This is a genomic window from Streptomyces sp. TG1A-8 (assembly GCF_030499535.1).
Taxonomy (GTDB): domain Bacteria; phylum Actinomycetota; class Actinomycetes; order Streptomycetales; family Streptomycetaceae; genus Streptomyces.
This window is the reverse complement of record NZ_JASTLB010000001.1, coordinates 4,096,241-4,120,907: the sequence shown is the minus strand read 5'-3', so window position 1 is coordinate 4,120,907 and position 24,667 is coordinate 4,096,241. Positions and strand designations below refer to the sequence as shown.

Genomic DNA, 24,667 nt, shown 5'->3' with positions numbered 1-24,667 from the left:
GCGTGTGCCCCCGGGTGCACCGGTGTGTGATCGGGGTCTCCCACGGCTGACGCAACCGCCGTGAACAAGGCAAACTGACGGGGTTGTTCATGATGCCTAGGGGGGCGAACACATGGACGGTCGGCCGCGCGTACCCGAGCAGCGGCGTCCCGGCTCCGCGGCCGTCGCGGAACCGGCGGCGTTGCGCTTCGGCGTGCTCGGGCCGGTACGGGCCTGGCGCGGTGGGGAGTCCCTGAACACCGGCTCCCCGCAGCAGCGCGCCCTGCTGGCCGCTCTGCTGCTGCGCGAGGGCCGTACGGCCACGGCGGCGGAGCTGATCGACGCCCTGTGGGGCACCGAGGCCCCCTCCCAGGCGCTGGCGGCGGTGCGCACGTACGCCTCCCGGCTGCGCAAGGTGCTGGGCCCCGGGGCCCTGGTGAGCGAGTCCGGCGGTTACGCGGTGCGCGCGCCGGCCCCGGACGCGCTCGACCTCGCGACGGCGCAGGAGCTGGCGGCCGGGGCGGAGAAGGCGCGGGCGGCCGGGGACCTCGGCCGGGCGCGCGAGGCGCTGAACCGGGCGCTGGCCCTGTGGGACGGCGAGCCGCTGGCCGGCGTCCCCGGCCCGTACGCGCAGGCGCAGCGGGCGCGGCTGGAGGAGTGGCGGCTGCAACTGCTGGAGTCCCGGCTGGACATGGACCTGGAGCAGGGCTGCCACGCGGAGGCGGTCTCGGAGCTGACGGCCCTGACGGCGGTGCACCCGCTGCGCGAGCGGCTGCGCGAACTGCTGATGCTGGCGCTGTACCGCAGCGGCCGCCAGGCGGAGGCGCTCGCGGTGTACGCGGACACCCGGCGCCTGCTGGCGGAGGAGCTGGGCGTGGACCCGCGGCCGGGCCTGCGGGAGCTGCAGCAGCGCATCCTCCAGGCGGACCCGGCACTCGCCGAGCCGTCCGCGCCGGTCGCCGAGCCCGCGGTGGTGGCCGTACGCCCGGCGCAACTCCCGGCGTCCGTGCCCGACTTCACCGGACGCGACACCTTCGTGACCGAGCTGACCGAGGTGCTGGCGTCGGCCTCCGAGACGGAGGGCCGGGTGATGGCGGTTTCGGCGCTGGCCGGGATCGGGGGCGTGGGCAAGACGACGCTCGCCGTGCACGTGGCGCACCGGGCGCGGGCGGCCTTCCCCGACGGGCAGCTGTACGTGGACCTGATGGGGGCGGGGCAGCGGGCGGCGGATCCGGAGACGGTCCTCGGGTCCTTCCTGCGGGCGCTGGGCACGGCCGACTCGGCCGTCCCGGACTCGCTGGAGGAGCGGGCGGCGCTGTACCGCTCGATGCTCGACGGCCGGCGGGTCCTCGTCCTGCTGGACAACGCCAGGGACGCCGCCCAGGTGCGGCCGCTGCTGCCGGGCACGGAGGGGTGCGCGGCCCTGGTGACCTCCCGGGTGCGCATGGTGGACCTGGCCGGGGCGCACCTGGTGGACCTGGACGTGATGTCCCCCGAGGAGGCGCTGTCCCTCTTCACGAAGATCGTGGGCGGGGAGCGGGTGGCCGCGGAGCGGGAGGCGGCGCTGGACGTGGTGGCCGCGTGCGGGTTCCTCCCGCTCGCGATCCGCATCGCCGCCTCCCGTCTCGCGGCCCGGCGCACCTGGACGGTCGCGGTCCTGGCGGCCAAGCTGGCCGACGAACGGCGCCGGCTGGACGAGCTGCAGGCCGGCGACCTGGCGGTCAAGGCCACCTTCGAACTCGGCTACGGCCAGCTCGAACCGGCCCAGGCCCGCGCGTTCCGCCTGCTGGGGCTGGCGGACGGCCCGGACCTGTCGCTGGCGGCGGCGGCGGCACTCCTCAACCTGGCGGTGGAGGAGGCCGAGGACCTGCTGGAGTCCCTGGTGGACACGTCGTTGCTGGAGTCGGCGGCGCCCGGCCGCTACCGCTTCCACGACCTGGTGCGCCTGTACGCCCGCGCCTGCGCGGAGCGGGACGAGCAGCCGCCCGGCGAGCGGGAGGCCGCCCTGTCCCGGCTGCTGGACTTCCACCTGGCCACGACCGCGCGCGTCTACGCGATCGAGCGGCCGGGGGACCGCCTGGTGGACCACCTGGCGCCGACCGAGTACCCGGGCCTGGCCTTCGAGGACCGGCACCGGGCGCAGGACTGGCTGTACGCGGAGGCGGACTGCCTGCTGGCGTGCGTACGCCGGTCGACCCGCCCCGACCTGCTGCGGCGGGCCGTGGACCTGCTGTGGGCGGCCGTCGACCTGACCGAGTCGGGCGCCAACTCCCGCGAGTACGAGGCCACCGGCGCCGCCGTCCGCGCCGCGGCCCGTGCCGCCGCCGACCGGCAGGCGGAGGCGCGGGCGCTCGTCACGCTGGCCAACGGCCACCACCTGACGGGGCGCTTCGAACTGGCCGACGAAGAGGCCACCGAGGCGCTGCGGCTCGCCGACGCGGCCGGGGACCCCCTCCCGCGGTGCTGGGCGTCGAACATGCTGGGCATCATCGCCCTGTACCAGGGCCGGTTCGCCGACGGCGAGCGGCACCTGACCCGCGCCATCGACAGCTTCCGCTCCTGCGGGGACCGGGCCGGCGAGGCGAGCGCCCTGTGCAACCTCTCGCGCATCCGCCTGGCGACGGGGCACACCGAGAGCGCGGTGACCCTGGCCCAGCAGGGCACCGGCATGTACGACGACATGGGGCACGCGCTGAAGGGGGCCAACGGCCGTTACGCGCTGGGGCTCGCGCTCACCCAGTGCGGCCGGTACGACCAGGCGGCCGACCGCCTGCAGGAGGCGCTGGCGGTGTTCCGGGACAGCCGGCAGCGGCTGTGGGAGGGCATGTCCCTGTTCCGGCTCGCCGAACTCGACCTGGCGGCCGGCCGGCCCGCGCGGGCGGCGGTCAACGCCGAGACGGCGCTCGCCCTGCTGCGCGGCATCGGCGGCGACTGGCGGCGCGGCAACGCGCTGACGGTGCTGGGGCGCGCCCTGAACGGCATCGGGCAGATCGGCCGCGCCCAGGTCTGCTGGCAGGAGGCGCTGGAGATCTTCGAGGCGCTCGACGCCTCGGAGGCGGACGACGTGCGGGCGCTCCTGCAGCCCCGGGCGGCCGTCTGACCCGACGCGTGCGGGCGTTCATCGTTCGTTTATCCCCGCACGGCACGCTTGTGGTGTCGGACCGTCGCGTCGGGGGGCAGGCGGTTCGTCCGGTGGCCGCACCGTAAGGTGTACCGGCCCGGAAGCACCCGTCCGGCGGCCCTCGGGGGAGCCGCCGGACGGGTGTTCCAGCAAGTGCGACACGAACTTCCAGGGGAGCGAAGTCATGAGCGACGACAAGACGACCGCGACGGTGCCGGCGCAGACCGAGGCCGCCGAGGTGACCACCATGAACAGCCACGCCACCATCGAGCCGGTGAAGATCACGGCCGTCGGTGACGAGACGACCGGAACGGTCAGGCCGAACAACTCGCACGCCACCGGCGAGACCGCCTGACCACACCTGCCACCTGACGGGGGATCAGCCGCGGCGGCGCGGAGGGGAAGCCGCCGCGGCTGAGGTGTGTCCGGGCGGTGTCCGGCCCGTCACCGGGTGTCCGGCGCGGCACCGGCGGTAGGGGTGGCGGTGGGGGCGCGGGGCTCCCGCCCCCGCGGCGGCGGCGGCCGTCCACCGGCCACCGGCCCCTTCCGTGCGACGCCCGGTGCGGCGACCGTCCCGCGCCGGTCAGGCGGTGCGCGCGGTGCCCGTGCCCTTCTCCGCGTCCAGCGCGTACACGCACCGGTCCTTGCTGCACGCGTACACCACGCCGTCCCGGACCACCGGCGAACCGGTGATCTCGCCGCCCGTGGCGAGCTTCCAGCGCAGGCGGCCGTCGTCGGCCTTCAGGGTGTACAGCAGGTGGTCGGTGGAGCCGAAGTGGATGCGGCCCTCGGCGACCGCGGGGGCGCCCACGACGTCGCCGCCGGCCTGGAAGCGCCACTTGGGGGTGCCGGTGACCGCGTCCAGGGTGTACAGGCCCTTGCCGCTGCCGACGTGGACGTGCCCGGCCGCGACCAGGACCGGCTCGACGGAGGAGCGCGCCTCGGTGGCGATGCGCCAGCGGTCGCGGCCGTCGGTGGCGTCCAGGGCGTAGACGGTGCCGAGGTAGTCGGCGAGGTAGATGCCGCCGCCGGTGACGGCGGGGCCGGGCGCGAAGGCCGGCGGGCACAGGAACACCGCCGGGGCCTCGAAGTGCCAGCGCACCATGCCGCCGGCCGCGTCGATGGCGAGGACACGGGTGCCGGCGCAGACGTACACGCAGCCGTCGGGGGCCGGGGTGAGCCGGACCGGGACGCCGCCGCAGGAGGCCGCGTCGCCGATGGGGTACGACCAGCGCTCCTCGCCGGTGCGGGCCTCCAGGGCGCGCAGCCGGGCGTCCTGCCAGACGTAGACGGTGCCGTCGTGGACGGCCGGGCCGGCCTCGGGGGACTCGAAGTCGGTCTGGCAGCCGGTGATCTCCCACAGCTTCTGGCCGCCGGAGGCCTCCCAGGCCTGGACGCCGCCGCCGCGGGTGCCGGTGACGACCGTGCCGCGGTCGGCCCTCAGGGAGTACACCCAGGCGTCCGTGGACAGCCGCCACAGGTCGGCGCCCTCCCGGGCGTCCAGCGCGAAGAGGGTGGGGCCGTCGGAGGCGTGGATGCGGCCGTCCGCGACCGCCATGGACCAGGCCACGTCCCGCGTCTTGAAGCGGCGGCGGCCGGTGGCCACGTCCAGGGCGTGCACCTCGAAGGAGGTGACGTAGACGAGGTCGCCGGCGACGGAAGGGGTGCCCCAGACGTCGTTCGACATGCGGAAGCGCCAGGGGCGCCAGCCGCTCGCCGGCTCCGGGGGCGCGGGCGGGGCGGGCGGTACGGCGGGGTCGGTGCCGCCCCCGCCGGGGCGGGGGCGGGACCAGCCGGCGATCAGGCCGGTCTCCGGCGGGGGCGCCTTGACGGCTGCGGCGCGGGCGTCGGCGACGCGGGGGCCGGGCCCGATGGACACCTGGGTGCCGGCCAGGCGGACCGCGTCGGTGCCGGGGGCGCCGGTGGGCAGGGGCGGCGGGACGGGAGGGTCGTACGGCGGCGGCGGGGGCACGGTGACCCGGCCGCCGGGCGGGCCGGGCGGGGCGGGGGCCGGCTTGGCGGCGGGGCGCCCGCCGCGGCGGGACTCGATGAGGGCGACCGCCTTCTCGGGCAGCCAGGCGGAGGCGGTGCCGCTGTCGTCGGAGCCGGAGCCGAAGAGGTGCGGGGCGAGCTGGGCCTGGAGGTCGGCCGGGGTGGGGCGGGCCGGGGCCTCCATCTGCATGCAGGCCTCGATGAGCGGGCGCAGCTCGTCCGGCAGGCCGGTCACGTCCGGGCCCTCGCGCAGCAGCATGAACACCGTCTCGACCGGGTTGGCGCCGTGGAAGGGCGGGTGGCCGGTGGCGGCGAAGACGAGGGTGGAGCCGAGGGAGAACACGTCGCTGGCGCCGGTGACGCTGCGGGAGTCCTTGGCCTGTTCCGGGGACATGTAGGCGGGGGTGCCCACGGCGACGTTCGTCATGGTCAGGCGCGTGTTCGAGACGCCGGACGCGATGCCGAAGTCGATCACCCGGGGGCCGTCCTCGACCACGAGCACGTTGGAGGGCTTCAGGTCGCGGTGGACCAGACCGGCGCCGTGGATGGACTGCAGCGCCTCGGCGATGCCCGCCGCGAGCCAGCGCACGGCCTGGGCCGGGAGCGGCCCGCAGTCGTTCACTATCTCCTCCAGGGAGGGCGCGGGGACGTACGCGGTCGCGAGCCAGGGCACGGCGGCACGCGGGTCGGCGTCGACGACGGCCGCCGTGTAGAAGCCGGAGACCGCACGGGCCGCCTCGACCTCGCGGGTGAAGCGCACCCGGAAGAGCTGGTCCTCGGCCAGCTCGGTGCGGACCGTCTTGATCGCCACGCGCCGCCCGGAGGCCGAACGTGCCAGATAGACCAGCCCCATGCCGCCGGCCCCCAGCCGGCCCAGCACCTCGAACGGCCCGATCCGCCGCGGATCGTGCTGCGTCAGCTGATCCACCACTTGCCTGCCACCTCCCCGTACGAGCCGCGCCACCTACATATATGTACGCGACCGAAGTGCAGCGTCTCACCACCGCACCGCCGTGGCGGCACGCACCCCGATTCTTCCTAACCGGGCGGCAGGTTGCGAACTCGGTGCGAAACCGGGGTGTCTCGTGCCACATGCGCTCATTTCACCGAACCGGCGGGTGTGTCACCGCCCCGCCGGGGCGCGTCAGCGGGTCAGCAGGGCGAAGGAGGCCCCCTGGTCGTCGGCGACCACGGCCACGCGTCCGTACGACGTCCCGAAGGGCGGCACCTGGAGGCGCCCGCCGAGCCGCCGGACGGCCGCGAGGGCGTCGTCCAGGTCCGCGACCCGGAAGTGGACGAGGAAGTGCGGGGGCATCTCGGCCGGGAAGACCTCGCCGATGTCGGCCCGGCCGACGTCGGGCTCGGCGCGGGCGCCGAACAGCGCCTCGTGGAAGAGACCGCCGTAGAAGGCGTTGGCGGCGGCGGCGTCGCGGGTGTACAGCTCGGCCCAGGCGAAGGTGCCCGGCTCGCGGCGGCGCCCGAAGCCGGGGTGGCTGCCGGGCTGCCACAGGCCGAACACCGCGCCGCCGGGGTCGGCGGCCAGGGCGACGGCGCCGAGGCCGTCCACCGGCAGCGGGGCCGTCACCAGCTGACCGCCGGCCGCGGCGATCCGGCGGCCCAGGGCCTCGGCGTCCGGGGTGGCGAAGTACACCGTCCAGACCGTGGGCATCCGGCCGTCCGTCTTCGGGACGAGCGCGGCGACCGGCCGCCCCGCCAGCCGGGCCCACACGGAGGTGCCGGGGCCGGGCTCGAAGGCCCAGCCGAACAGTCCGCCGTAGAACCGCCTGCCCGCCTCGACGTCGGGCAGCTGCGCGTCCACCCAGCAGGGCACGCCCTCGCCGTACGCCTCTTCGATCACGGATGCCCCATTTTCGGCCATGTGGTCAAAGTAACCGGACGGCGCGCACCCCGCAGGACCAGGGACGCCGCGCCCCAGACGGTCGCGCACCCCATTTGCAGTCGGCCGAATAGCGCTCATGTCACCCCTCGGTAAGCTGACGACATGACAGGACAAGTGCGTACCGTCGACGGTCGCGTGGCCGGCCGGCGCGGGCAGGCGACCCGGCAGAAGCTGCTCGACTGCCTCAGCGAGATGCTCAGCTCCTCCCCGTACCGGGACGTCAAGGTCATCGATGTCGCCCGGAGGGCGGGCACTTCGCCGGCGACCTTCTACCAGTACTTCCCGGACGTCGAGGGCGCCGTCCTGGAGCTCGCCGAGCAAATGGCCAGCGAGGGCGCCGGGTTGACCGAACTGGTCCGGGGACGCGCCTGGACCGGCAAGGCGGGCTGGCAGGCCGCGCAGGAACTCGTGGACGGTTTCCTGGAGTTCTGGCGCAAGCACGACGCGATCCTGCGCGTGGTGGACCTCGGCGCCGCCGAGGGGGACAAACGGTTCTACAAGATCCGCCTGAGGATCCTGAACTCCGTGAACACCTCCCTCGCCGACTCGATCACCGAACTCCAGTCCAAGGGCCGTGTCGACAAGGACGTGAACCCGGCGGCGGTGGCCGGTTCGCTGGTCGCGATGCTCGCGGCGGTGGCGTCCCACCAGAAGGGCTTCTCCTCGTGGGGCGTGAAGCAGGCGGACATCAAGCCGAACCTGGCGCTGCTGGTCCACCTCGGGGTGACGGGCAGGAGACCGAGCAGGTAGCGCACGGCCCGTCCGGCCCCTCAAGTCCTGTCTGGCAGGCGGTGGTTCACCCGGTGAACCACCGCCTGCGCCGTTGTGCGGGCCGGACCCGGGGCCGGCGCGTCCCGGCGGGCGGTGCGCCCGGCCGCGTGCCACGGGGCCGGGCGGGTCCTTCCGTCCGGGGCCGGTGGGCGGGGGTGATACTCGGCGCATGGCACACGAAGATCTCCACCACATGCTGCGGTCGCAGCGGGTGTGGTCGCCCGAGGTGACCCGGCTGTCCCCCTTCGACCCGGACACGGCTCCCCCGACGCCGCTGCTGCTGTTCACGAGCTGGTTCGCGGAGGCGGTCGAGGCGGGGCAGCCGGAGCCGCACGCGATGTCGCTCGCCACGGCGGACGAGGACGGCAGGCCGGACGTGCGGATCGTGATGCTGCACGGGGCGGACGCCGAGGGCTGGTCCTTCGGCACCCACGCCACCAGCCGCAAGGGCCGTGCGCTCGGTGTCCGCCCGTACGCGGCCCTGGCCTTCTACTGGCCGGTGCTGGGCCGGCAGGTGCGGGTGCGCGGCCCGGTGGCGGCGGCGTCGCCGGCGGAGAGCCAGGCGGACCTGCACGCCCGTTCCACCGGCGCCCTGGCGGCGGCGCTCACCGGGCGGCAGAGCGAGGAGCTGTCCTCGCTGGAGGAGCTGCGGCGGGCGTCGGAGGCGGCCTGGGAGAAGGCCCGCGGGAACCCCTGCGAGCCCTCCCCCACCTGGACCCTGTACCGGCTGCGCCCGGAGAGCGTGGAGTTCTTCCAGGGCGACGGCGAACGACGGCACGTACGCCTGGAGTACCGGCGCACGGAGTTCGGCTGGGCCAAGGGCCTGCTGTGGCCGTGAGCCGGCGGCCGGGCGGCCGAGGGGCGCGCGGCCGAGGGGCGGCGCCGGCCGGTGGGGCCGGCCCTCCGGCCGCGGCGGCGCGGCGGGACGGCCGCGCGCCGGGACGCGGTGCCCGGCGCTCCCTCCCGCCGCGGGCGGGGCGCCTCCCCCGCCGCGGCGCCGGGACGGGCACCCGGGTCCGGTGGCGCGGCGCACCCGTCGCCGCGGGGACACGACCGCCCCGCATCCGGACCGGACCGGACACATCCGCCCACGTCCGGGACACACCGGGACCGGAGCGGCACGGATTGCACGCACTTCTCCCCCAGCCGTGACCAATCCGCAACCGATTCCGGTCTTGACCGAGACCCATCAACCGGGCACGTGATTACGCTCCCGCTCATGGCCGTCTCCCGTCCCGCTCCCGCGCACCTCTCCGCGACCCCCGCCGACCGTCCCGTGTACGTCGTCGGCGCCGGTCCCGGCGGCCTGGCCGTCGCCCACGCGCTGCGGGCGCGGGGCGTCCGGGCGGTGGTCCTGGAGAAGGCCGACCGGGTGGGCGCCTCCTGGCGCGGCCACTACGACCGGCTCCACCTGCACACCACGCGCCGGCTGTCCGCCCTGCCGGGACTCCGGATCCCCCGCCGGTCCGGGCGCTGGGTGTCCCGCGACGACGTGGTGCGCTACCTGGAGAAGTACGCCGAGCACCACGAGCTGGAGATCGTCACCGGGGTGGAGGTGTTCCGCGTCGAGCGGGCGGCGGACGGCGAGGACGGCGGCTGGCTGCTGCACGCCTCCGGCGGCCGGGAGCTGACCGGCAGCGCGGTGGTCGTCGCCACCGGCCACAACCACACCCCGCACGTGCCCGACTGGCCGGGCCTGAAGGAGTACGCCGGGGAGTTCCTGCACGCCTGCCGGTACCGGAACGCGCAGCCGTACGCGGGCCGTGACGTGCTCGTCGTCGGGGCCGGCAACACCGGCGCGGAGATCGCCGTGGACCTGGTGGAGGGCGGCGCGGCGCGGGTACGGCTGGCCGTGCGCACCGCCCCGCACCTGGTGCGCCGCTCGACCCTGGGCTGGCCCGCCCAGTACACGGGCGTGCTGGTGCGGCGGCTGCCGGTGCGGCTGGTCGACCGGCTCGCCCGGCCGGTGGCCCGGCTGTGCCTGCCCGACCTGTCGGCCCACGGCCTGCCCCGGCCGGACACCGGCCTCTACACCCGCGTGCGGGAGGGCGCCATCCCCGTCCAGGACGTCGGCCTCATCGACGCCGTGCGCAGGGGGAAGGTGGAGGTCGTGGCCGCCGTCGAGGGGTTCGAGGGCGGCAAGGTGGTCCTCGCCGACGGCAACCGCGTCGCGCCGGACGCGGTGATCGCCGCGACCGGGTACGCGCGGGCGCTGGAGGGGCTGGTCGGGCACCTCGGCGTGCTGGACGAGCGGGGCAGGCCCGTGGTGCACGGGCCGCGCACCCCGGCGGGCGCGCCCGGGCTGTACTTCACCGGCTTCACCAACCCCATCAGCGGCATGCTGCGCGAACTGGCCCGCGACGCCACCCGCATCGCGCGCGCCGTGACCGCCGGCCTCGACGGGGCCCGCCGGAGGGCCCGCCGCTGAACGCTCCGCCGGAGCACCGTCCGGTCAGGCCGTGGCCGCCCGTTGCCCGGCCCCGGGCGACGACGCCCGGCGGATCACCAGGGCCATGAGGGCCGCCGCCGCGCACAGGGTTCCGGAGGCGTACCAGACCATGTCGTAGGAGCCGAAGGCGTCGCGGGCGACGCCGCCGAGGAAGGCGACGAGGGCCGCGCCGATCTGGTGGGAGGCGAGCACCCAGCCGAAGACGATGGCGCTGTCCTCGCCGTACCGCTCCCGGCACAGCGCGAGGGTGGGCGGGACGGTGGCCACCCAGTCGAGGCCGTAGAAGACGATGAAGAAGACCATCGGAGGGTGGACGGCGGGGCCCAGCAGCATGGGCAGGAAGAGCAGGGAGACGCCGCGCAGGGCGTAGTAGACGGCGAGCAGGCGGCGCGGTTCGAAGCGGTCGGTGAACCAGCCGGAGGCGATCGTGCCGACGACGTCGAACACGCCGACGACCGCGAGCAGCGAGGCCGCCGCCGTGGCCGGCATGCCGTGGTCGTGGGCGGCGGGCACGAAGTGGGTCTGCACCAGGCCGTTGGTGGAGGCCCCGCAGATCGCGAAGGTGCCGGCGAGCAGCCAGAACGGGCCGGTGCGCACGGCGGAGGCGAGGACGGCCAGCGTGCGGCGGGCGGCGCCGGCGACCGGCGGCGGCTTCGGGACGAACTCCCGCGCGCCGTACGGCTTCAGGCCCACGTCGGCGGGGTGGTCGCGCAGCAGCAGCCAGACGAACGGGACGACCGCGAGCGCGGCCAGCGCGACCGTGACGGCGGCCGGTCGCCAGTCGTACGTCCCGATCATCCAGGACAGCAGCGGCAGGAAGACCAGCTGGCCGGAGGCGGAGGCCGCGGTGAGGATGCCGCTGACCAGGCCGCGCCGCTCGGTGAACCAGCGCCCGGTGACCGTGGCGGCGAAGGCGAGGGCCATCGAGCCGGAGCCCAGGCCGACCAGCAGGCCCCAGCAGAGCAGGAGCTGCCAGGCCGCCGTCATCCACACCGTCAGGCCCGAGCCGAGCGCGATCACGGTCAGCGCGACGGCGACGACGCGGCGGATGCCGAAGCGGTCCATCAGCGCGGCCGCGAAGGGCGCGGTGAGCCCGTAGAGGGCGAGGTTGAGGGAGACGGCCGCGCCGATCGTGCCGCGTGACCAGCCGAACTCCTCGTGCAGGGGGTCCAGGAGCAGGCCGGGCAGGGAGCGGAAGGCGGCCGCGCCGACGATCGTGACGAAGGTGACGGCGGCGACGAACCAGGCGCGGTGCACACGGCGGCGCCGGGCGGGCGGGGCCTGCAGGGGGGCGACGGCGGGGCTTGTCTGAGTCACGTCACACAGCGTCCTGTCCCGGGTCCGGCGCGACGAGTGGCCCGGAGGACAGCGTTCGCTAGGATCGGGCCATGCCGTCCGGCCAGGAGTTCCACCCGCACCGTGTCGTCGTCCTCGCGCTGGACGGGCTGCTCCCGTTCGAGCTGGGCATCCCGCACCGCATCTTCGGCCGCCCGAGGGACGCCGCGGGACGGCCCCTGTACGAGGTGGTGACCTGCTCGGTCCGTCCACCGGGCCCGGTGGACACGGACGCCGACTTCACGGTGCACGTGGCACACGGGCCACAGGCCCTGGCGACGGCCGACACGGTGATCGTCCCGGCGTCGTACGAACTCGGCCCGGTCTACGAGGAGGGCAGGCTGACCGACGAGCTGTCCGCCGCCCTCGCCCTCGTCCGCCCCGGCACCCGGCTCGCCTCCATCTGCACCGGCGTCTACGTCCTGGCCGCCGCGGGCCGCCTCGACGGCCGCCCGGCGACCACGCACTGGGCGGAGGCCGAGCGCCTCCAGCGGATGTTCCCGAGGATCCGGGTCGACGCGGACGTGCTCTTCGTCGACGACGGGGACGTGCTGACCTCGGCCGGGGTGGCCGCCGGGATCGACCTGTGCCTGCACATGGTGCGCCGCGACCACGGCACGGCCGTCGCCAACGACATCGCCCGCCGCACGGTCGTCCCGCCCCACCGCGACGGCGGCCAGGCCCAGTACATCCACCGCCCGGTCCCCGACCCGCAGCTGTCCACGACCGCGGCCGCCCGCGCCTGGGCCCTGGGCCGCCTGCACGAACCGATCCAACTGCGCGACATGGCCGAGCAGGAGGCCATGTCGGTGCGCACCTTCACCCGCCGCTTCCGCGAGGAGGTCGGCGTCAGCCCCGGCCAGTGGCTCACCCAGCAGCGCGTCGAACGCGCCCGCCACCTGCTGGAGTCCACCGACCTCGGCGTCGACCGGATCGCCCGCGCCGCGGGCTTCGGCACGGCCCAGTCGATGCGCCAGCACTTGCAGCAGTCCCTGGGCGTGACCCCGACGGCCTACCGCCGCACCTTCCGCACGGGCGCGAGCGGCCCGGCGCAGCCGGTGGGTTGAGGGGCCGCGGGCGACGGCCGGACGACGGGGCGGGGGCGACGGAATCCGTCCACAGCCTGTGGACGGCCGCGTCCGGCGTGCGTCCGCCGCACGCCGCGGGTGCCGGGTGACGACGCGCCCCCCGGTCCGGCCCGCGTCGCCACCCGGCTCGACCCACACTCGACGAGAGCCGCCGTCACCCGGTCCCTCGTCGTCCCCTCCCGGCGAATCGTTGCCACCAGCGTGAGCATCCGGTCACGCGGCGTCAACACCCCTGCGACCGCGGGCCGTCGGCACCCTCCTCACGACGGCCGCGTACGGATGCACCACCGGCGCACCACCGCCCGGGACGGTCACACCGCTCTGCGGGCGAGCCCCTCGTACGCGGACCGTCCGCCCCCGTACGCCGTGGCCGCGCCCTCCCGGGACGGCGAACACGGGTCCAGCTCGCACCAGATGCTCTTGCCGACGCCGTCGGGGCTCCAGCCCCAGCGGTCGGCGAGGCAGGCGACCAGCGCCAGGCCCCGGCCGCCGGTGGCGTCACGGCCGGCGCAGCGCGGGGCGGGCGGGCGGGAGCTGCTGTCGGCCACCTCCAGCCGCACCGCGGGCGGCGCGGCCCCCTGCGCCGCCGCGCCCGGCAGGGAGAGCCGCAGGACGGCCGGACGGCCGGTGTGCACCACGGCGTTGGTCACCAGCTCGGAGACGAGCAGGACGACGGTCTCGGTCAGCGACTCGTCGGCCCCCGTGCCGAGACCGGCGAGCCGGGAGCGGACCCACCTTCTGGCCCGCCCCACCTCCGCGGGGTCGGGCCGCACATCCAGCTGCACTTGAAGCACCTGCACCGCTCACACCATCCGAACCGGCCGGCACACGGCCCCGCGCCGGCCGGGCGCCACGGCGCACACCGCGACGACCAGCACGACGGGGGCAGTGATCACAGCCATTGTCTGCATGGCCCCGACCACGGCCGGAGCAAGAGTCACGGAACGTGACTCCCCCGCGTCACAGCATGGTTGACGCACCGCCACCCCAACAAGCGCTTCGGGCATATTCCAGCGCGAAGGAGTACGCGTGCGGCATACTGTGCGAGACGTGTGCCGGGCAGTCGAACAGGCGGGGGAACCGGCCCTCACCGCCCCGCGAACTGCGGCGCGCACCCAGCGGTGGGGCGACGCCCCGGGGGCGCCGTCCGCACGGCTCGTGCTCGCAGCCACTCGCATCCCACCCAAGGTACCGGAGGGCGGCCGGCTCCGGGCCGTGACGGGGCCCGCGAAGGACACCGCCCGCTCCCGACGCTCCGTGACCGCCGCGCGCCACGCTCCCCGGCACGCGGGCGCACCGGGGCCACCGGTCCGCAGCGGTTCGCGCCGGTCTACTCGGGCACCGTGAAGTAGCGGGCGAGGGCCGCGACGACCTCCGGCTCGCCGACCGCGCCGTCGCCGTCGGCGTCGAGGGCCGCCGCGACCGTGCGGGCGGCGTCCTCCGGGACGTGGAACACGCGCAGCGCGCGGGCCGCGTCGGTGACGGAGACCCGGACCGCGGTGCCGCCTCCGGGCCCGGTGTGCGCGGACGCCACGACCAGGGCCGCGTGCAGGAAGGGCCGGGCGATCTCGGCGAAGCGGTCGGGGTTGTCGCGCAGGCGCTTGACCGCGCCGGTGACGAACTCCTCGCGGGTGATGCGCTGGTCGCCGTCCCGGTCCGCGATCCCCGCCATGCCCTGCCAGAACGCCTCCGCGCCGGCGTACAGCGCCTGCCCCCGGTCGGAGCGGGCGGGCACGGCGAACTCGGCGAGCAGCGCCTTGGCCGCCGCGTTGAAGTCCCCGCGGTCGATGCGGCCGTTGCCGTCCTGGTCGAAGGTGGCGAACCGGGCGGCGATCCTGCGCTCGTACTCGGTACTGGCCATGTCTGCTCCTGCCGCCTCGTGTTGACGTGAGGATCCCCCCGGCAGGGAGCGTACGTCGCGCAGGGCGGCGAGGTGGCGGGAATGCGGCGGTTGTGACCATACCGGGGGAATTCCGCGGCAACGGTGTGGCGGAGGGGGGCGGGGCGAGGAGGCGGGGCACGGGTGGGGGCGGGGCGGGCGGAGCGCTCACACCGACAGCGGGTCCGCCTCGTCCGCGGTGGCCGACCGCACGTCGGGGTGGACGTCGAAGAGCCGGCGCACGCCGAGTGCGCCGAGGACCCGGTTGACGTGCGAGCCGTCGACCGCGCCCCGGTCGGGCAGGATCAGCCGCAGCCGGCCCTGACAGGAGCGGATGAGCCGGCGGGCCGCGACGAGGACGCCGACCCCGCTGGAGTCGCAGAAGAAGACGTCGGAGAGGTCGAGGACCAGGTCGTGGTGGCCCTCGGCGACCACGTCGTGCACCCGCTGGCGCAGCACCGGCGAGGTCACCAGGTCCAGCTCTCCGGACACGTGGAGCACGGCCCACCGGTCCCGTTCGACGCCGTTCACGCTGAATGCCACGGCCACGCCCCTCCGTTCGCCGGGTCTTCGGGAAACCGCCGGGAAACGGAAGCGGCTCCTGCGCTTCTTTTCGCGCGGCTGCCCAAGCGGCCGTTCCCTGAAACTTCAGACGACAAACAGTGGGCGATCACCCGGGGGTTCGTTTCAGTCAGCGCCGATCGGTTTCGATCGAAAAACGGGCGCGGCCAGAGTGAAGGATGTGTGAAGAGGGCACTATCACCTGCGGCGCTCCAGGGGGCGCGCATTGACACAACGGGGCGTGCGCTGCCCGACGTGCCGACTACATTCGGGACGACGGCACCCGCAGGCTGGACTCGGGCGAGGGGAGGGGACCGCATGGCGCACCAGGACGCACCGCCCCGCTGGGACCGCACGATGCAGCAACGGCTCGCACGGGGCGAGGCGGCGGCCCTGGGCGAGCTGTACGACCGGTTCGCCTCCCTCGTGCACGGCCTCGCCCACCGCGTCCTCGGCGACGAGCAGGCCGCCGACGGCGTCACCCGCGAGGTCTTCGCGCACGTCTGGGAGCACCCCGACGGCTACGACCCCAGGCAGGGCACGCTGCGCACCTGGATCGCCACCGTGACCCAGCGGATCGCCGTGCAGCGGCTGCGCGCCAACGGGACCGCCGCGCTCGGCGAGCAGGACGGCGGCGGCGCCGAGGAACTGGAACGCACGGTGCGCCGCGCCTCGGTGGCCGCCCGCGCCGACTACATCGTCCACTCCATGCCCGCCCCGCTGCGCGCCGCCCTCGACCTGGCCTACTTCCAGCGCCGCGACTACCGCCAGGCCGCCGCCGACCTCGGCGTCACCGACGACGAGGCCCGCCGCCGGCTCCGCCTCGGCCTCCAGCTCCTGTCCACCGCCCACGACGCCCACGACACCGGCGCACCGCCGGACCCCGGGGGTGCGGCGTGAGCGGCGCGGCCCGGTTCCCGGTGCCGGACGGGAACGCGGGGCCGCACGGCGACGGCTCCGGGCGGGACGCTCCCGGGGGCCTCGCGCCCGTGCCGCCCGGCCTGTCGCACGACGTCCTGAAGTCGCTCCTCGGCGCCTGGGCGCTGGCCGCCTGCTCGGCGGCGGAGACGGCCGCCGTGGAGGACCACCTCGGCGTCTGCGGGACCTGTGCGGAGGAGGCGCTGCGGCTGCGCGAGGCGGTCGGACTGCTGCACCGGGCGGAGAGCCTGGACCTGGACCCCGGGCTGCGCACCCGCGTCCTGGACGGCTGCCTGGTCCGCCGGCCGCCGCGCATCCCGGTGCCCGCGTGGGCGCTGCCGTACGACGCCGAGACCGCGCGGCTGGACGCCCTGCTGCAGGACTTCGGGGACGCCGAGTGGCACGCGCCGGTGCGGCTGCGCTGGTTCGACGACGACGCGCCGACGAGCCGCCGCACCACCGTCGCCGGGGTCATCGCGCACCTGCTGTCCGTGGACGGGCTGGTCGCGGCGGCGCTCGGTCTCGCCGACCCGCTGGCGCACGTCCTGGCGGAGGACGGCGGCGGGAGCGGCGCGCGGGGCGGCGCGGGCCCGGTCGGGCGGACCGAGGCGTACTGGCGGGCCTGCCGCCTCCCGCCCACCCGCTCGGTGCGGGGACCGTGGCGGGAGCAGAGCCACGACCTGGTCCGGACGGTGTCCTTCACGGGCAGCAGCGCCGGCGGACTCGCGGTGCCCTACGGCGACTTCGAACTGCCGCTGCACGACGCGATGCTGGAGCGCGCCTTCGAGTGCTGGGTGCACGCGGAGGACGTCGCGGACGCGGTGGACTACCCGTACGGGCCGCCCGCGCCGCGCCACCTGCACGGCATGATCGACCTCGCGGCCCGGCTGCTGCCGGCGGCGCTCGCCGAGCGGCGCCGGGCGGGCCGGTCCGCGCCCGGCGGGATCCGGCACCTCGTGCCCGCGGGGAAGCCGGGGCGCAGCCTGCGGCTGGAGATCGAGGGAGCGGCCGGCGGGGTGTGGCTGATCCCGCTGGACTCGCCCGCGGCGGTGGCCTCCACGGAGTTCGAGGTGGCCCATGTCGCGCTGGACGGCGTGGAGTTCTGCAAGCTGGCGGCCGGTCACCTGCCGCCGCAGGAGGCCGCGGCGGGACAGGGCGGCGACCGGGAGGCCATCAGGGACGTGCTGTTCGCCGCGGCGGGCCTGAGCCGCCTGTGAGAGCGGCCGCGCGCCGGCCCGGGGTGCCGTCGGGCGCGTCAGGCGAAGACCACCGTCCGCCGCCCGTTCAGCAGGATCCTGCGCTCCGCGTGCCACTTCACCGCCCGCGCCAGCGCCTGGCACTCCACGTCGCGGCCGACGGCGACCAGCTGGTCCGGGGTCACCTCGTGCCCGACCCGCTCGACCTCCTGCTCGATGATCGGCCCCTCGTCCAGGTCGGCGGTGACGTAGTGCGCGGTCGCACCGATCAGCTTGACGCCCCGCGCGTGCGCCTGGTGGTACGGCTTGGCGCCCTTGAAGCTCGGCAGGAACGAGTGGTGGATGTTGATGATCCGGCCGCTGAGCTGCTTGCACAGGTCGTCCGAGAGCACCTGCATGTAGCGGGCGAGCACGACCAGCTCGACGTTCCGCTCGCGCACCAGCTCCAGCAACTGGGCCTCGGCCTGCGCCTTGTTGTCCTTCGTCACCGGGATGTGATGGAAGGGGATGTTGTACGACCCCACGAGCTCCTGGAACTCGGTGTGGTTGGACACCACGGCCGCGATCTCCACGGGCAGCGCGCCGATGCGGGCGCGGAAGAGGAGGTCGTTCAGGCAGTGGCCGAACTTGCTGACCATCAGCACGATGCGCATCTTCTGGTCGGCCCGGTGGATCTGCCAGTCCATGTGGAACGAGTCGCCGATCGCCGCGAAGCTCGCCCGCAGCTTGTCCACGGTGACCGGGGCCTCCGCCGAGAAGTGGACCCGCATGAAGAACAGGCCGGTGTCGTGGTCGCCGAACTGCTGGCTGTCCTCGATGTTGCAGCCGGTCATGAACAGGTAGCTCGACACGGCGTGCACGATGCCCTTCTCGTCCGGGCAAGAGAGGGTGAGGACGTACTGGTCCGCAAGTGCGGCGGCTCGCGTGGACTGCTCACTCATGCACCACAGGGTCTCACGCCGCCCCGGCCCGGCGGGCCCGTGTCCGTCAGGCGGACCTGGTCATGATCCGCAGGACCTCCAGGCTCCGCGGGGGCGCGTCGGGGTCGTCGCCGTCGCTCGCCGCGAGGCGCAGGTGCGCGTCCCGGGCCGCCCGCACGGCCTCCGGCCAGGCGTGGTGGTCGAGGTAGGCGGAGACCGGGGCGTCCGGCCCGACCTGGTGCATGATCCGCAGCACGCGCAGCACCGCGGTGTCGACGAGCGCCGCCTCCTGCGAGTCCCGGAAGATCGTGCCGACGTACTTCTCCGCCGACCAGTTGTCCAGCCAGGTGTCCTCCACCAGTCGGTACACCGCGTCGGTGACGTCGCCGTACCCGTCCACGCCGGCCAGCCAGACGTCCTGCTGGAACACCGGGTCGGAGAGCATGTGCAGCGCGGAGCGCACGTTGCTGCGCCAGCGCCACCACGGCATGTCGTTCAAGGGCATGCCGCCCATGGTGGAGGAGCGACGGCCGCGACGGGAAGAGTTCTCCGAACCTTGCACGGTCATCGATCGTACGTTCTTCGGTCCGGGCGGTTCACCGGACCCCGCAATTCACCGCCGCGTCACCTCCGCTCGACCGCGGGTCACCCCCCGGTTGGGGGTGTGGGGGAATCGTGTGTGCCCATGACCGGCAGGCGACCTTCGCGCAGCGTCCCCCTCCCCTCCTTCTCCCGGCCAGCCCGGGCGGCCGCCCTGACCGCGGGAGCGCTGGCCGCCTGCGCGTCGCTCACCGCCGGGTGCGGCGCCGTCCCCGGTGCCACGGGGGGCTCCGGGGACGGCCCGATCAAGGTCATGACCTGGGCACCCCAGGACACCGACGCCACCAACAAGCCCGGCATGCCCGCGATGGCCATCGCCTACGCCAAGTGGGTCAACGCCCACGGCGGTGTCCACGGCCGCACGCTCAAGGTGCTGACCTGCAACGACCACAACGACAGCGTGGGCGCCGCGACGTGCGCCCGGCGCGCGGCGCGCGAGGGGGTGGTCGCGGTCGTCGGCTCCTACAGCCAGTTCGGCGACTCCTTCCTCGCCCCGCTGGAGAGCGCCGGCATCCCCTACATCGGCGGTTACGGCGTCACCGGCGACGAGTTCACCGGCTCCACGTCGTACCCGGTCAACGGCGGCCAGCCCGCCCTCCTGGCCGGCCTCGGCAGGGCCCTGGCCGCCACCTGCGGCCGGATCGTCCTGGTCCGCCCCGACAGCATCGCCGGCGACGCGCTGCCCGCGCTGCTGGACTCCGGCCTGACGGCGGGCGGGCACGCGGCCGCCGGCGACCAGCTCGCCGCCGAGGACGCCACCGAGTACGGCGGCCAGGCCGAACGGGCGCTGCGGTACGCGACCGGGGGCCCGGCGGGCGGCGCGGTCCCGGACCCGGCCCAAGGCCCCGCCCAGGACCCGGCCTCGTCCCCCGCCCGGGACCCGGCCTCCGGGGCGGGGGGCGAGGGGTGCGTGGTGCCCGCGCTCGGTGACCGCACCGGCACCTTCATGGACTCCTTCCGGCGCGCCCGCGAGGACTTCCCCGAGGTGCGCACGGCGACCGTCCTGGGCAGCGTCGACCAGACGGTGATCAACGCGACGGGCGGGGCGGCGGGGCCGTACGAGGGGGCGTACATCACCGGCTGGTACCCGGTGGCCTCGGACGAGCGCTGGGAGCCGATGAGGAAGGTGATCGACGAGGAGGCATTCGGCGACAACCGCATCGACCCCGCGGACGCCGGGGTGCAGACCACCTGGATCGCCTACACCGTGCTGAAGGCCGTCCTGGACGGGATCGGCGACGGCGAGGTGAGCGCCGACGGCGTGCGGCACGCCCTCGACGACGGCCTGGAGGTCTCCACCGGCGGCCTCACCCCGACCCTGAGCTGGTCGCACGACGGCGAACTGGCCGCGGTGGGCCTGCCGCGGCTGGTCAACGCCGACGTGACGCTCCAGGTGGTGCGCGGCGGCCGGCTGGTCGCGGCGAAGCGGATCGCGGGCGCGGACGCCGACGGGACCGCCGACATGACGAAGACGCTGGAGCGCGCGCAGCTGGACTGACCGGCCCGGCCCGGCCGGCGCGCTCCGCGGCCTCCGCGCCCCTACAGCTGGGTCGGCTGGCGCTGGGTCAGCCCGTACTTCTTCGCGATGGTGTTCCACAGCGCCGCCGCCTTCGCCTTCTGCGCGCTGGCGGTGCCGCTCTCCCGGTTGCCGGCCTGGGTCTGGCCGGTGCTGCGGGCCTGGCCCTTGTGGCAGCCCTTCTTGCCGCTCACCTGGCCGGCCCAGGCCGCGTAGTGGTTGTCGGCGGCGGCGGACGCCTGCCAGGCCCTGGTGAGCGCGGCGCTCAGGTCGGCGTTGCCCGGCAGGCGGTCGACGGACAGCTTGCCGAGCCGGGTGACCAGCTCGCCGCGCTGCTTGGCCGCGTCGCGCAGGTCGGACGCGGACTGGCCGAGGTCCTTGCACTGCCGCACGTTCGCCACCGCCTGGATCACCGTGGCACGGCTGCTGCCGCTGTCGCCGAGCAGTTTGTCCAGGGCGACCGCCTGCTGCTGGGCGGGGTCGGCGGCGGGCGGGGAGGACTCCTGGGCGGTGGCCGGGCCGGAGGCGGCGACGTCCTCGCCGTTCCCCCCTGGTCCCCGCCCCCGCCGCTGAGGAGCACGCCGGCGGCGACACCGACGACGACGATGCCGATCCCGACCGCGGCGATCAGCGGCACCCGCGAGCGCGAGCGGCCGCCGCCCCTGCGCCCTGCGCCGGCCTCCCCCGGCGGGGCGTACGGCGGCTGGGCCGGGCGGGTGCGGGCGTCCTGCTCCTGGACCCGGGGCAGCTGCTGCGTGGCCCCGGCCGGGCCCTCGCCGCCCGCGGGACCGCTGCGGAAGAGGTTGTCGAACTCGGCGGGCGGCTGCCGCTCCCCCTCCTGCGCCTGGGTGGCGTACGGCGGTATGTGCTGCGTGGCCTCCGCGTCGGGGTGCGCGGCCGGGGCGGGCTGCTGCGGCGCCCGCCGTCCGAGGTACCGCGTCTGCTCCGCGGGGGACTCGGGCGGCAGCGCACCCGCCCCCACGGGCGGGAGGTACTGGGTGGCCCCTTCGTCGCCGGGTGCCTGCGGGACCGGCGGCAGGTACTGGGTCGCGCCCTCGTCGGCGGGCGCGCCGCCGGACGGCACCGGCGGGAGGTACTGCGTCGCGCCGTCGGCCGTCGGGGGCAGCGCGGCGCCCCGCGCGTCGCCGGGCCCGGCGTACGCGTCCGGGGCGGCGGGCGGCAGCGGCGCGGCCGGCGCGCCGGGCGCCTGCGGGGGGTACTGCTGCGGGTACGGCCGGCCGGCGCCGTGGGCGGCCTGCCGGTCGCCGTTCCCGTGCGCCGGGCCGGGGCCGTGTCCGGGGTGCCCCTCGCCGGAGCCGTGGGCGGGCGCCTGCCCGTACCCCGGGGTCTGGCCGGTGCCGCCCTGGGCCGGGTCCTGACCGGCCGGGCCGTAGCCCTGCGCCTGGCCACTGGAGCCGTAGCCCTGCGCCTGGCCACTGGAGCCGTAGCCCTGGCCCTGACCCTGGCCGTCGGAACCGTACCCCTGACCCTGCGCCTGGCCGCCGTAGCCGTAGCCCTGACTGTCGGAGTTGTACGGCCGGCCCTGGCCGCCGTAGCCCTGCTCCTCGCCGCCCGGGCCGTAGGCCTGGCCGCCGTACGACGGGGCCGGGCCGGGGGCGCCCTCCGGGGGAGGGGGCCGGGGCCACCGGGCCGGGGCCCGGGGTCGCCCCACTGCGGGCCCTGCGCCGGGGGCCACTCCTGCTCCTGCCGGGGCGGCTGCTGCTCCTGCTCGGGGCCCCACGGGCCGCCCCAGGACCGGCCGCCGGCCGGGGCCGGGGAGGCGGGTGCACCCATCATGCCCGGCAGCAGGGGCTCGCCTCCGTCGGAGGGCAGCACGATGCCTTCGCGCGCTTGCCGCGCCGAGGGCTCCTCGCCCTGTCCACTCTGCGTCACCGGGACTCCTACGAATGGGGGACCTTCGGAATCGTCGGCTCACGCTACCGGGTCTCCCGAGTCGGGTGCCACGCAGCTCAGGGCATGACCTTCCGCCCTGTGACGGCGGTAACACGACCGCCCCGCGGCGCGCCGGTACGGGGCGCCCGCGCGCGCACGGGTGCCGTTTCCCCGGCGTTCACGCCACCGCGGGGCCGGTGTTCAGGCGGCCGTCTGCAGTTCGAGGCGCGCCCCGAACTCCTTCACCACCGCCTCCTCCCGGAACGGCTCCAGCCGCTGCTGGAGGTCGTCCAGGTACTCGGCGCCCCGGTTGGACCGCAGCGTCTCCAGCAGTTCCACCGCCTTCAGGCCGGTGTGGCAGGCCTGTTCGATCTCGCGCTGCTGCACCTGGGCCGTGGCGAGCAGCACGTGGCCGATGGCACGGCGCCGGGCACGGGAGGCGGGGTGTCCGGCCAGCGACTGCTCGGCGTACCGGGCCGCCGCCTCGGCCTGTCCCAGGTCGCGGTGGCAGTGCGCCAGTTCGTCGGCCAGGTAGGCCTCGTCGAAGTGCGCGATCCACGCCGGGTCGTCCCCGGAGACCGGGTCGGCCTGTTCCATCGCCGCGACCGCCCGCCCGGCGGCCGCCTGCGCGGCGCGCAGGTCGCCGAGCAGGGCGTGGCCGCGCGCCTCGGCCGCGTGGAACATGGCCTCCGCCCGCGGGGTCACCCGCCCGCGCGCCCCTTCCTGCGCGGCCCGCGCCAACTGCGCGATCTCGCGCGGGTTCCCGAGCTCGGCGGCCAGGTGGCTCATGGAGGCGGCGAGGACGTACCCGCCGTACCCGCGGTCGCCGGCCGCCTGCGCCAGGCGCAGCGACTGGATGTAGTACCGCTGGGCGAGCCCCGGCTGCCCGGTGTCGACGGCCATGTACCCGGCCAGCTCGGTCAGCCGGGCGACCGCCGCGAACAGGTCGCGGCCCACCGCCTCCCGGTACGAGCCCGCCAGGAGCCCGGAGACGACGCTGTTGAGGTAGTGCACGAGGACCGGGCGCACGTGCCCGCTGCCGTACTGGTGGTCGAGGTCCACCAGCGCCTGGGTCATGGACCGCACGGCGGCCACGTCGGACGGGCCCACGCGGGGGCCCGTCTGCCGGGCCACCTGGGCGTCCGGCGCCGAGATCAGCCAGTCGCGGCTGGGCTCGACCAGCGCGGAGGCGGCGACGGAGGAGCCGGACAGGAAGTCCCGCCGGCCCACGTCGCTGCGCCACAGCTCGCAGACCTGCTCGATGGCCCCCAGTACCGTCGGCGAGAACTGGAGACCGACCCCCGAAGCGAGGTTCTTGCCGTTGGCCATGCCGATCTCGTCGATCGTCACCGTACGGCCGAGCTTGCGCCCGAGCGCCTCGGCGATGATCGCCGGGGCCCGGCCCCGTGGTTGCTGGCCGCGCAGCCAGCGGGCCACGGACGTCTTGTCGTAACGCAGGTCGAGACCGTGCTCGGCGCCGCACATGTTGACCCGCCGGGCCAGTCCGGCGTTCGAACACCCCGCTTCCTGGATGAGTGCCTGCAGCCGTTCGTTCGGCTGCCTCGCCACGAGAGGCCTTGCGGCCATGTGCTACCCCCTGCGAACCCCTGGAACGTGAATGCGGCCGGAAGGTTCCGGTCGTGCCGATCACTGCCCACCTGACATACCGTCAATGCACGACATGTGCGGTTTGCCGGGGTAAAGGCTGTTGCCGACCCCACCCCTGGTTACCCACCTCCCGCGCCGCTTCCTCCCGCGCGCCCCCGCCCGTGCACCCATGCGCCCCGGGTGCGGAATCGGTGCTCCTCCCCCGCGCGGACGACGGCCGTAACCCGGCCCGGGAGAGGGAGTTGAGATGGGCGTGGAAGAGACGATCGCGGGCACCGAAGCCGCTCGGGTTCCGCCGCGGCGCGAGGTGTCGCTGCTGGAGACCGCCGTGCACTACGCCGGGGAGCGGCACTGGGACGTGGTTCCGGGCACCTGGCTGCAAGCCACCGACGGAGTGCAGCGCTGCTCGTGCGCCGACGTCTTCTGCCTCGCGCCCGGCGCACACCCCGCGCACCCCGACTGGGCGAGCCAGGCGACCGGCAGCGCGGCCGTCGCGCGCCGGATGTGGCAGCGGCGGCCGACGGCGTCGATCCTGCTGCCGACGGGGCGCGCGTTCGACGCGCTGTCCGTCCCGGAGTGCGCGGGGTTCCTGGCGCTCGCCCGGATGGAGCGGATGGAGCTGGCGCTCGGGCCGGTGACCCACACCCCCGACCGGCGGATGCAGTTCTTCGTGCTGCCGGGCGCCGCCGTGAAGGTGCGCGGCCTGGTGCGCAGGCTCGGGTGGCCGGTGTCGTTGCTGCACCTGGCGCCCCTGGGCGACGGGGACTACGTGGTCGCCCCGCCGACCCGGTTCGGGTCCCGGGGGGTCGCCCAGTGGGCGCGCCGGCCGGCGCCGGCGAACCGGTGGCTGCCGGACGCGGAGGAACTGATGGCGCCGCTCGCCTACGCCTGCGGCCGGGGGCGGTAGCGCGGGGCACGGGCGACCGGCCTCCCCCGGTCCC

The 24,667-nt window shown here is 75.6% G+C and carries 21 protein-coding genes; 10 read left to right on the top strand and 11 right to left on the bottom strand.

All coding sequences use genetic code 11. The annotated features are described in order from the left end of the window. Positions 1 to 112 precede the first annotated feature (112 nt). Together QQY24_RS18035 and QQY24_RS18030 are read left to right on the top strand one after the other, a co-directional pair. Positions 113 to 3,079: a BTAD domain-containing putative transcriptional regulator gene (locus QQY24_RS18035; protein WP_301973723.1), complete on the top strand. Its 2,967-nt coding sequence runs from the start codon at positions 113 to 115 to the stop codon at positions 3,077 to 3,079. Positions 3,080 to 3,284: 205 nt separating this feature from the next. Further along, the gene (locus QQY24_RS18030; protein ID WP_301973722.1) at positions 3,285 to 3,455 is read left to right on the top strand and encodes a hypothetical protein; all 171 of its coding nucleotides are present in this window, start codon (positions 3,285 to 3,287) and stop codon (positions 3,453 to 3,455) included. Between the two features lie 228 nt (positions 3,456 to 3,683). Here the strand turns inward: QQY24_RS18030 and QQY24_RS18025 are convergent, their stop codons facing one another. Beyond that, entirely contained in the window at positions 3,684 to 6,023 is a 2,340-nt protein-coding gene (locus QQY24_RS18025; protein ID WP_301973721.1) for a PQQ-binding-like beta-propeller repeat protein, read from the bottom strand. Positions 6,024 to 6,236: 213 nt separating this feature from the next. Next, entirely contained in the window at positions 6,237 to 6,971 is a 735-nt protein-coding gene (locus QQY24_RS18020) for a VOC family protein (protein ID WP_301973720.1), read from the bottom strand. A gap of 123 nt (positions 6,972 to 7,094) precedes the next feature. Here QQY24_RS18020 and QQY24_RS18015 point away from each other — a divergent pair, with 123 nt between their 5' ends. The 3 genes from QQY24_RS18015 (at position 7,095) to QQY24_RS18005 (ending at position 10,191) form a co-directional block, all read left to right on the top strand. Further along, positions 7,095 to 7,742 (top strand): TetR family transcriptional regulator, encoded by a 648-nt coding sequence (locus QQY24_RS18015; RefSeq protein WP_301973719.1) that lies wholly within the window; start codon positions 7,095 to 7,097, stop codon positions 7,740 to 7,742. 190 nt (positions 7,743 to 7,932) lie between these two features. Next, positions 7,933 to 8,601: a pyridoxal 5'-phosphate synthase gene (locus QQY24_RS18010; protein ID WP_301973718.1), complete on the top strand. Its 669-nt coding sequence runs from the start codon at positions 7,933 to 7,935 to the stop codon at positions 8,599 to 8,601. 381 nt (positions 8,602 to 8,982) lie between these two features. Continuing rightward, positions 8,983 to 10,191, top strand: coding sequence for an NAD(P)/FAD-dependent oxidoreductase (locus QQY24_RS18005; RefSeq protein WP_301973717.1), 1,209 nt, complete (start codon positions 8,983 to 8,985; stop codon positions 10,189 to 10,191). A 24-nt stretch (positions 10,192 to 10,215) separates the two neighbouring features. On the opposite strand, the gene QQY24_RS18000 is transcribed toward QQY24_RS18005, so the two are convergent. Continuing rightward, the gene (locus tag QQY24_RS18000) at positions 10,216 to 11,529 is read right to left on the bottom strand and encodes an MFS transporter (RefSeq protein WP_301973716.1); all 1,314 of its coding nucleotides are present in this window, start codon (positions 11,527 to 11,529) and stop codon (positions 10,216 to 10,218) included. 71 nt (positions 11,530 to 11,600) lie between these two features. Between QQY24_RS18000 and QQY24_RS17995 the strand changes: the two genes are divergently transcribed. Then, on the top strand, positions 11,601 to 12,614 hold the full coding sequence (locus QQY24_RS17995) for a GlxA family transcriptional regulator (RefSeq protein WP_301973715.1): 1,014 nt from the start codon (positions 11,601 to 11,603) through the stop codon (positions 12,612 to 12,614). Between the two features lie 332 nt (positions 12,615 to 12,946). On the opposite strand, the gene QQY24_RS17990 is transcribed toward QQY24_RS17995, so the two are convergent. From QQY24_RS17990 to QQY24_RS17980, 3 genes are all read right to left on the bottom strand, one after another. Then, complete coding sequence (locus QQY24_RS17990) at positions 12,947 to 13,420, bottom strand: ATP-binding protein (RefSeq protein WP_301973714.1); 474 nt, start codon at positions 13,418 to 13,420, stop codon at positions 12,947 to 12,949. 545 nt (positions 13,421 to 13,965) lie between these two features. Then, complete coding sequence (locus tag QQY24_RS17985) at positions 13,966 to 14,496, bottom strand: EF-hand domain-containing protein (RefSeq protein ID WP_301973713.1); 531 nt, start codon at positions 14,494 to 14,496, stop codon at positions 13,966 to 13,968. 186 nt (positions 14,497 to 14,682) lie between these two features. Beyond that, positions 14,683 to 15,063 (bottom strand): STAS domain-containing protein, encoded by a 381-nt coding sequence (locus QQY24_RS17980; protein WP_301973712.1) that lies wholly within the window; start codon positions 15,061 to 15,063, stop codon positions 14,683 to 14,685. A 330-nt stretch (positions 15,064 to 15,393) separates the two neighbouring features. Between QQY24_RS17980 and QQY24_RS17975 the strand changes: the two genes are divergently transcribed. Both QQY24_RS17975 and QQY24_RS17970 read left to right on the top strand, forming a co-directional pair. Continuing rightward, positions 15,394 to 15,975, top strand: a complete 582-nt coding sequence (locus tag QQY24_RS17975; protein ID WP_301973711.1) for a sigma-70 family RNA polymerase sigma factor — start codon at positions 15,394 to 15,396, stop codon at positions 15,973 to 15,975. Between the two features lie 89 nt (positions 15,976 to 16,064). Beyond that, positions 16,065 to 17,210: an MDMPI N domain containing protein gene (locus tag QQY24_RS17970; RefSeq protein WP_367658048.1), complete on the top strand. Its 1,146-nt coding sequence runs from the start codon at positions 16,065 to 16,067 to the stop codon at positions 17,208 to 17,210. A 38-nt stretch (positions 17,211 to 17,248) separates the two neighbouring features. On the opposite strand, the gene purU is transcribed toward QQY24_RS17970, so the two are convergent. Next, positions 17,249 to 18,130, bottom strand: coding sequence for a formyltetrahydrofolate deformylase (gene purU, locus QQY24_RS17965; protein WP_301973710.1), 882 nt, complete (start codon positions 18,128 to 18,130; stop codon positions 17,249 to 17,251). Positions 18,131 to 18,176: 46 nt separating this feature from the next. After that, the gene (locus QQY24_RS17960; protein ID WP_301973709.1) at positions 18,177 to 18,677 is read right to left on the bottom strand and encodes a hypothetical protein; all 501 of its coding nucleotides are present in this window, start codon (positions 18,675 to 18,677) and stop codon (positions 18,177 to 18,179) included. Between the two features lie 117 nt (positions 18,678 to 18,794). Here QQY24_RS17960 and QQY24_RS17955 point away from each other — a divergent pair, with 117 nt between their 5' ends. After that, positions 18,795 to 20,207: an ABC transporter substrate-binding protein gene (locus QQY24_RS17955; protein WP_301973708.1), complete on the top strand. Its 1,413-nt coding sequence runs from the start codon at positions 18,795 to 18,797 to the stop codon at positions 20,205 to 20,207. 41 nt (positions 20,208 to 20,248) lie between these two features. Here QQY24_RS17955 and QQY24_RS34785 read toward each other — a convergent pair whose 3' ends face one another. From QQY24_RS34785 to QQY24_RS17945, 3 genes are all read right to left on the bottom strand, one after another. Then, positions 20,249 to 20,626 carry a hypothetical protein gene (locus tag QQY24_RS34785; protein ID WP_367658004.1) on the bottom strand — a complete coding sequence of 126 codons (378 nt, stop codon included), beginning with the start codon at positions 20,624 to 20,626 and terminating at the stop codon, positions 20,249 to 20,251. Between the two features lie 8 nt (positions 20,627 to 20,634). After that, positions 20,635 to 21,897, bottom strand: coding sequence for a hypothetical protein (locus QQY24_RS17950; RefSeq protein ID WP_367658003.1), 1,263 nt, complete (start codon positions 21,895 to 21,897; stop codon positions 20,635 to 20,637). Between the two features lie 422 nt (positions 21,898 to 22,319). Then, the gene (locus QQY24_RS17945; RefSeq protein ID WP_301973707.1) at positions 22,320 to 23,705 is read right to left on the bottom strand and encodes a transcriptional regulator; all 1,386 of its coding nucleotides are present in this window, start codon (positions 23,703 to 23,705) and stop codon (positions 22,320 to 22,322) included. A gap of 268 nt (positions 23,706 to 23,973) precedes the next feature. On the opposite strand from QQY24_RS17945, the gene QQY24_RS17940 reads away from it, so the two are divergent. Then, complete coding sequence (locus tag QQY24_RS17940) at positions 23,974 to 24,633, top strand: bifunctional DNA primase/polymerase (RefSeq protein ID WP_301973706.1); 660 nt, start codon at positions 23,974 to 23,976, stop codon at positions 24,631 to 24,633. The last annotated feature ends 34 nt before the right edge of the window (positions 24,634 to 24,667 follow it).

Coding starts and splice junctions, on each gene's coding strand:
- purU (WP_301973710.1), bottom strand. CDS start 18,130: ATGAGTGAGCAGTCCACGCGAGCCGCCGCACTTGCGGACCAGTACGTC.
- QQY24_RS17960 (WP_301973709.1), bottom strand. CDS start 18,677: ATGACCGTGCAAGGTTCGGAGAACTCTTCCCGTCGCGGCCGTCGCTCC.
- QQY24_RS17975 (WP_301973711.1), top strand. CDS start 15,394: ATGGCGCACCAGGACGCACCGCCCCGCTGGGACCGCACGATGCAGCAA.
- QQY24_RS17995 (WP_301973715.1), top strand. CDS start 11,601: ATGCCGTCCGGCCAGGAGTTCCACCCGCACCGTGTCGTCGTCCTCGCG.
- QQY24_RS18005 (WP_301973717.1), top strand. CDS start 8,983: ATGGCCGTCTCCCGTCCCGCTCCCGCGCACCTCTCCGCGACCCCCGCC.
- QQY24_RS18030 (WP_301973722.1), top strand. CDS start 3,285: ATGAGCGACGACAAGACGACCGCGACGGTGCCGGCGCAGACCGAGGCC.
- QQY24_RS17955 (WP_301973708.1), top strand. CDS start 18,795: ATGACCGGCAGGCGACCTTCGCGCAGCGTCCCCCTCCCCTCCTTCTCC.
- QQY24_RS17945 (WP_301973707.1), bottom strand. CDS start 23,705: ATGGCCGCAAGGCCTCTCGTGGCGAGGCAGCCGAACGAACGGCTGCAG.
- QQY24_RS17985 (WP_301973713.1), bottom strand. CDS start 14,496: ATGGCCAGTACCGAGTACGAGCGCAGGATCGCCGCCCGGTTCGCCACC.
- QQY24_RS18020 (WP_301973720.1), bottom strand. CDS start 6,971: ATGGCCGAAAATGGGGCATCCGTGATCGAAGAGGCGTACGGCGAGGGC.
- QQY24_RS18015 (WP_301973719.1), top strand. CDS start 7,095: ATGACAGGACAAGTGCGTACCGTCGACGGTCGCGTGGCCGGCCGGCGC.
- QQY24_RS17940 (WP_301973706.1), top strand. CDS start 23,974: ATGGGCGTGGAAGAGACGATCGCGGGCACCGAAGCCGCTCGGGTTCCG.
- QQY24_RS18035 (WP_301973723.1), top strand. CDS start 113: ATGGACGGTCGGCCGCGCGTACCCGAGCAGCGGCGTCCCGGCTCCGCG.
- QQY24_RS18010 (WP_301973718.1), top strand. CDS start 7,933: ATGGCACACGAAGATCTCCACCACATGCTGCGGTCGCAGCGGGTGTGG.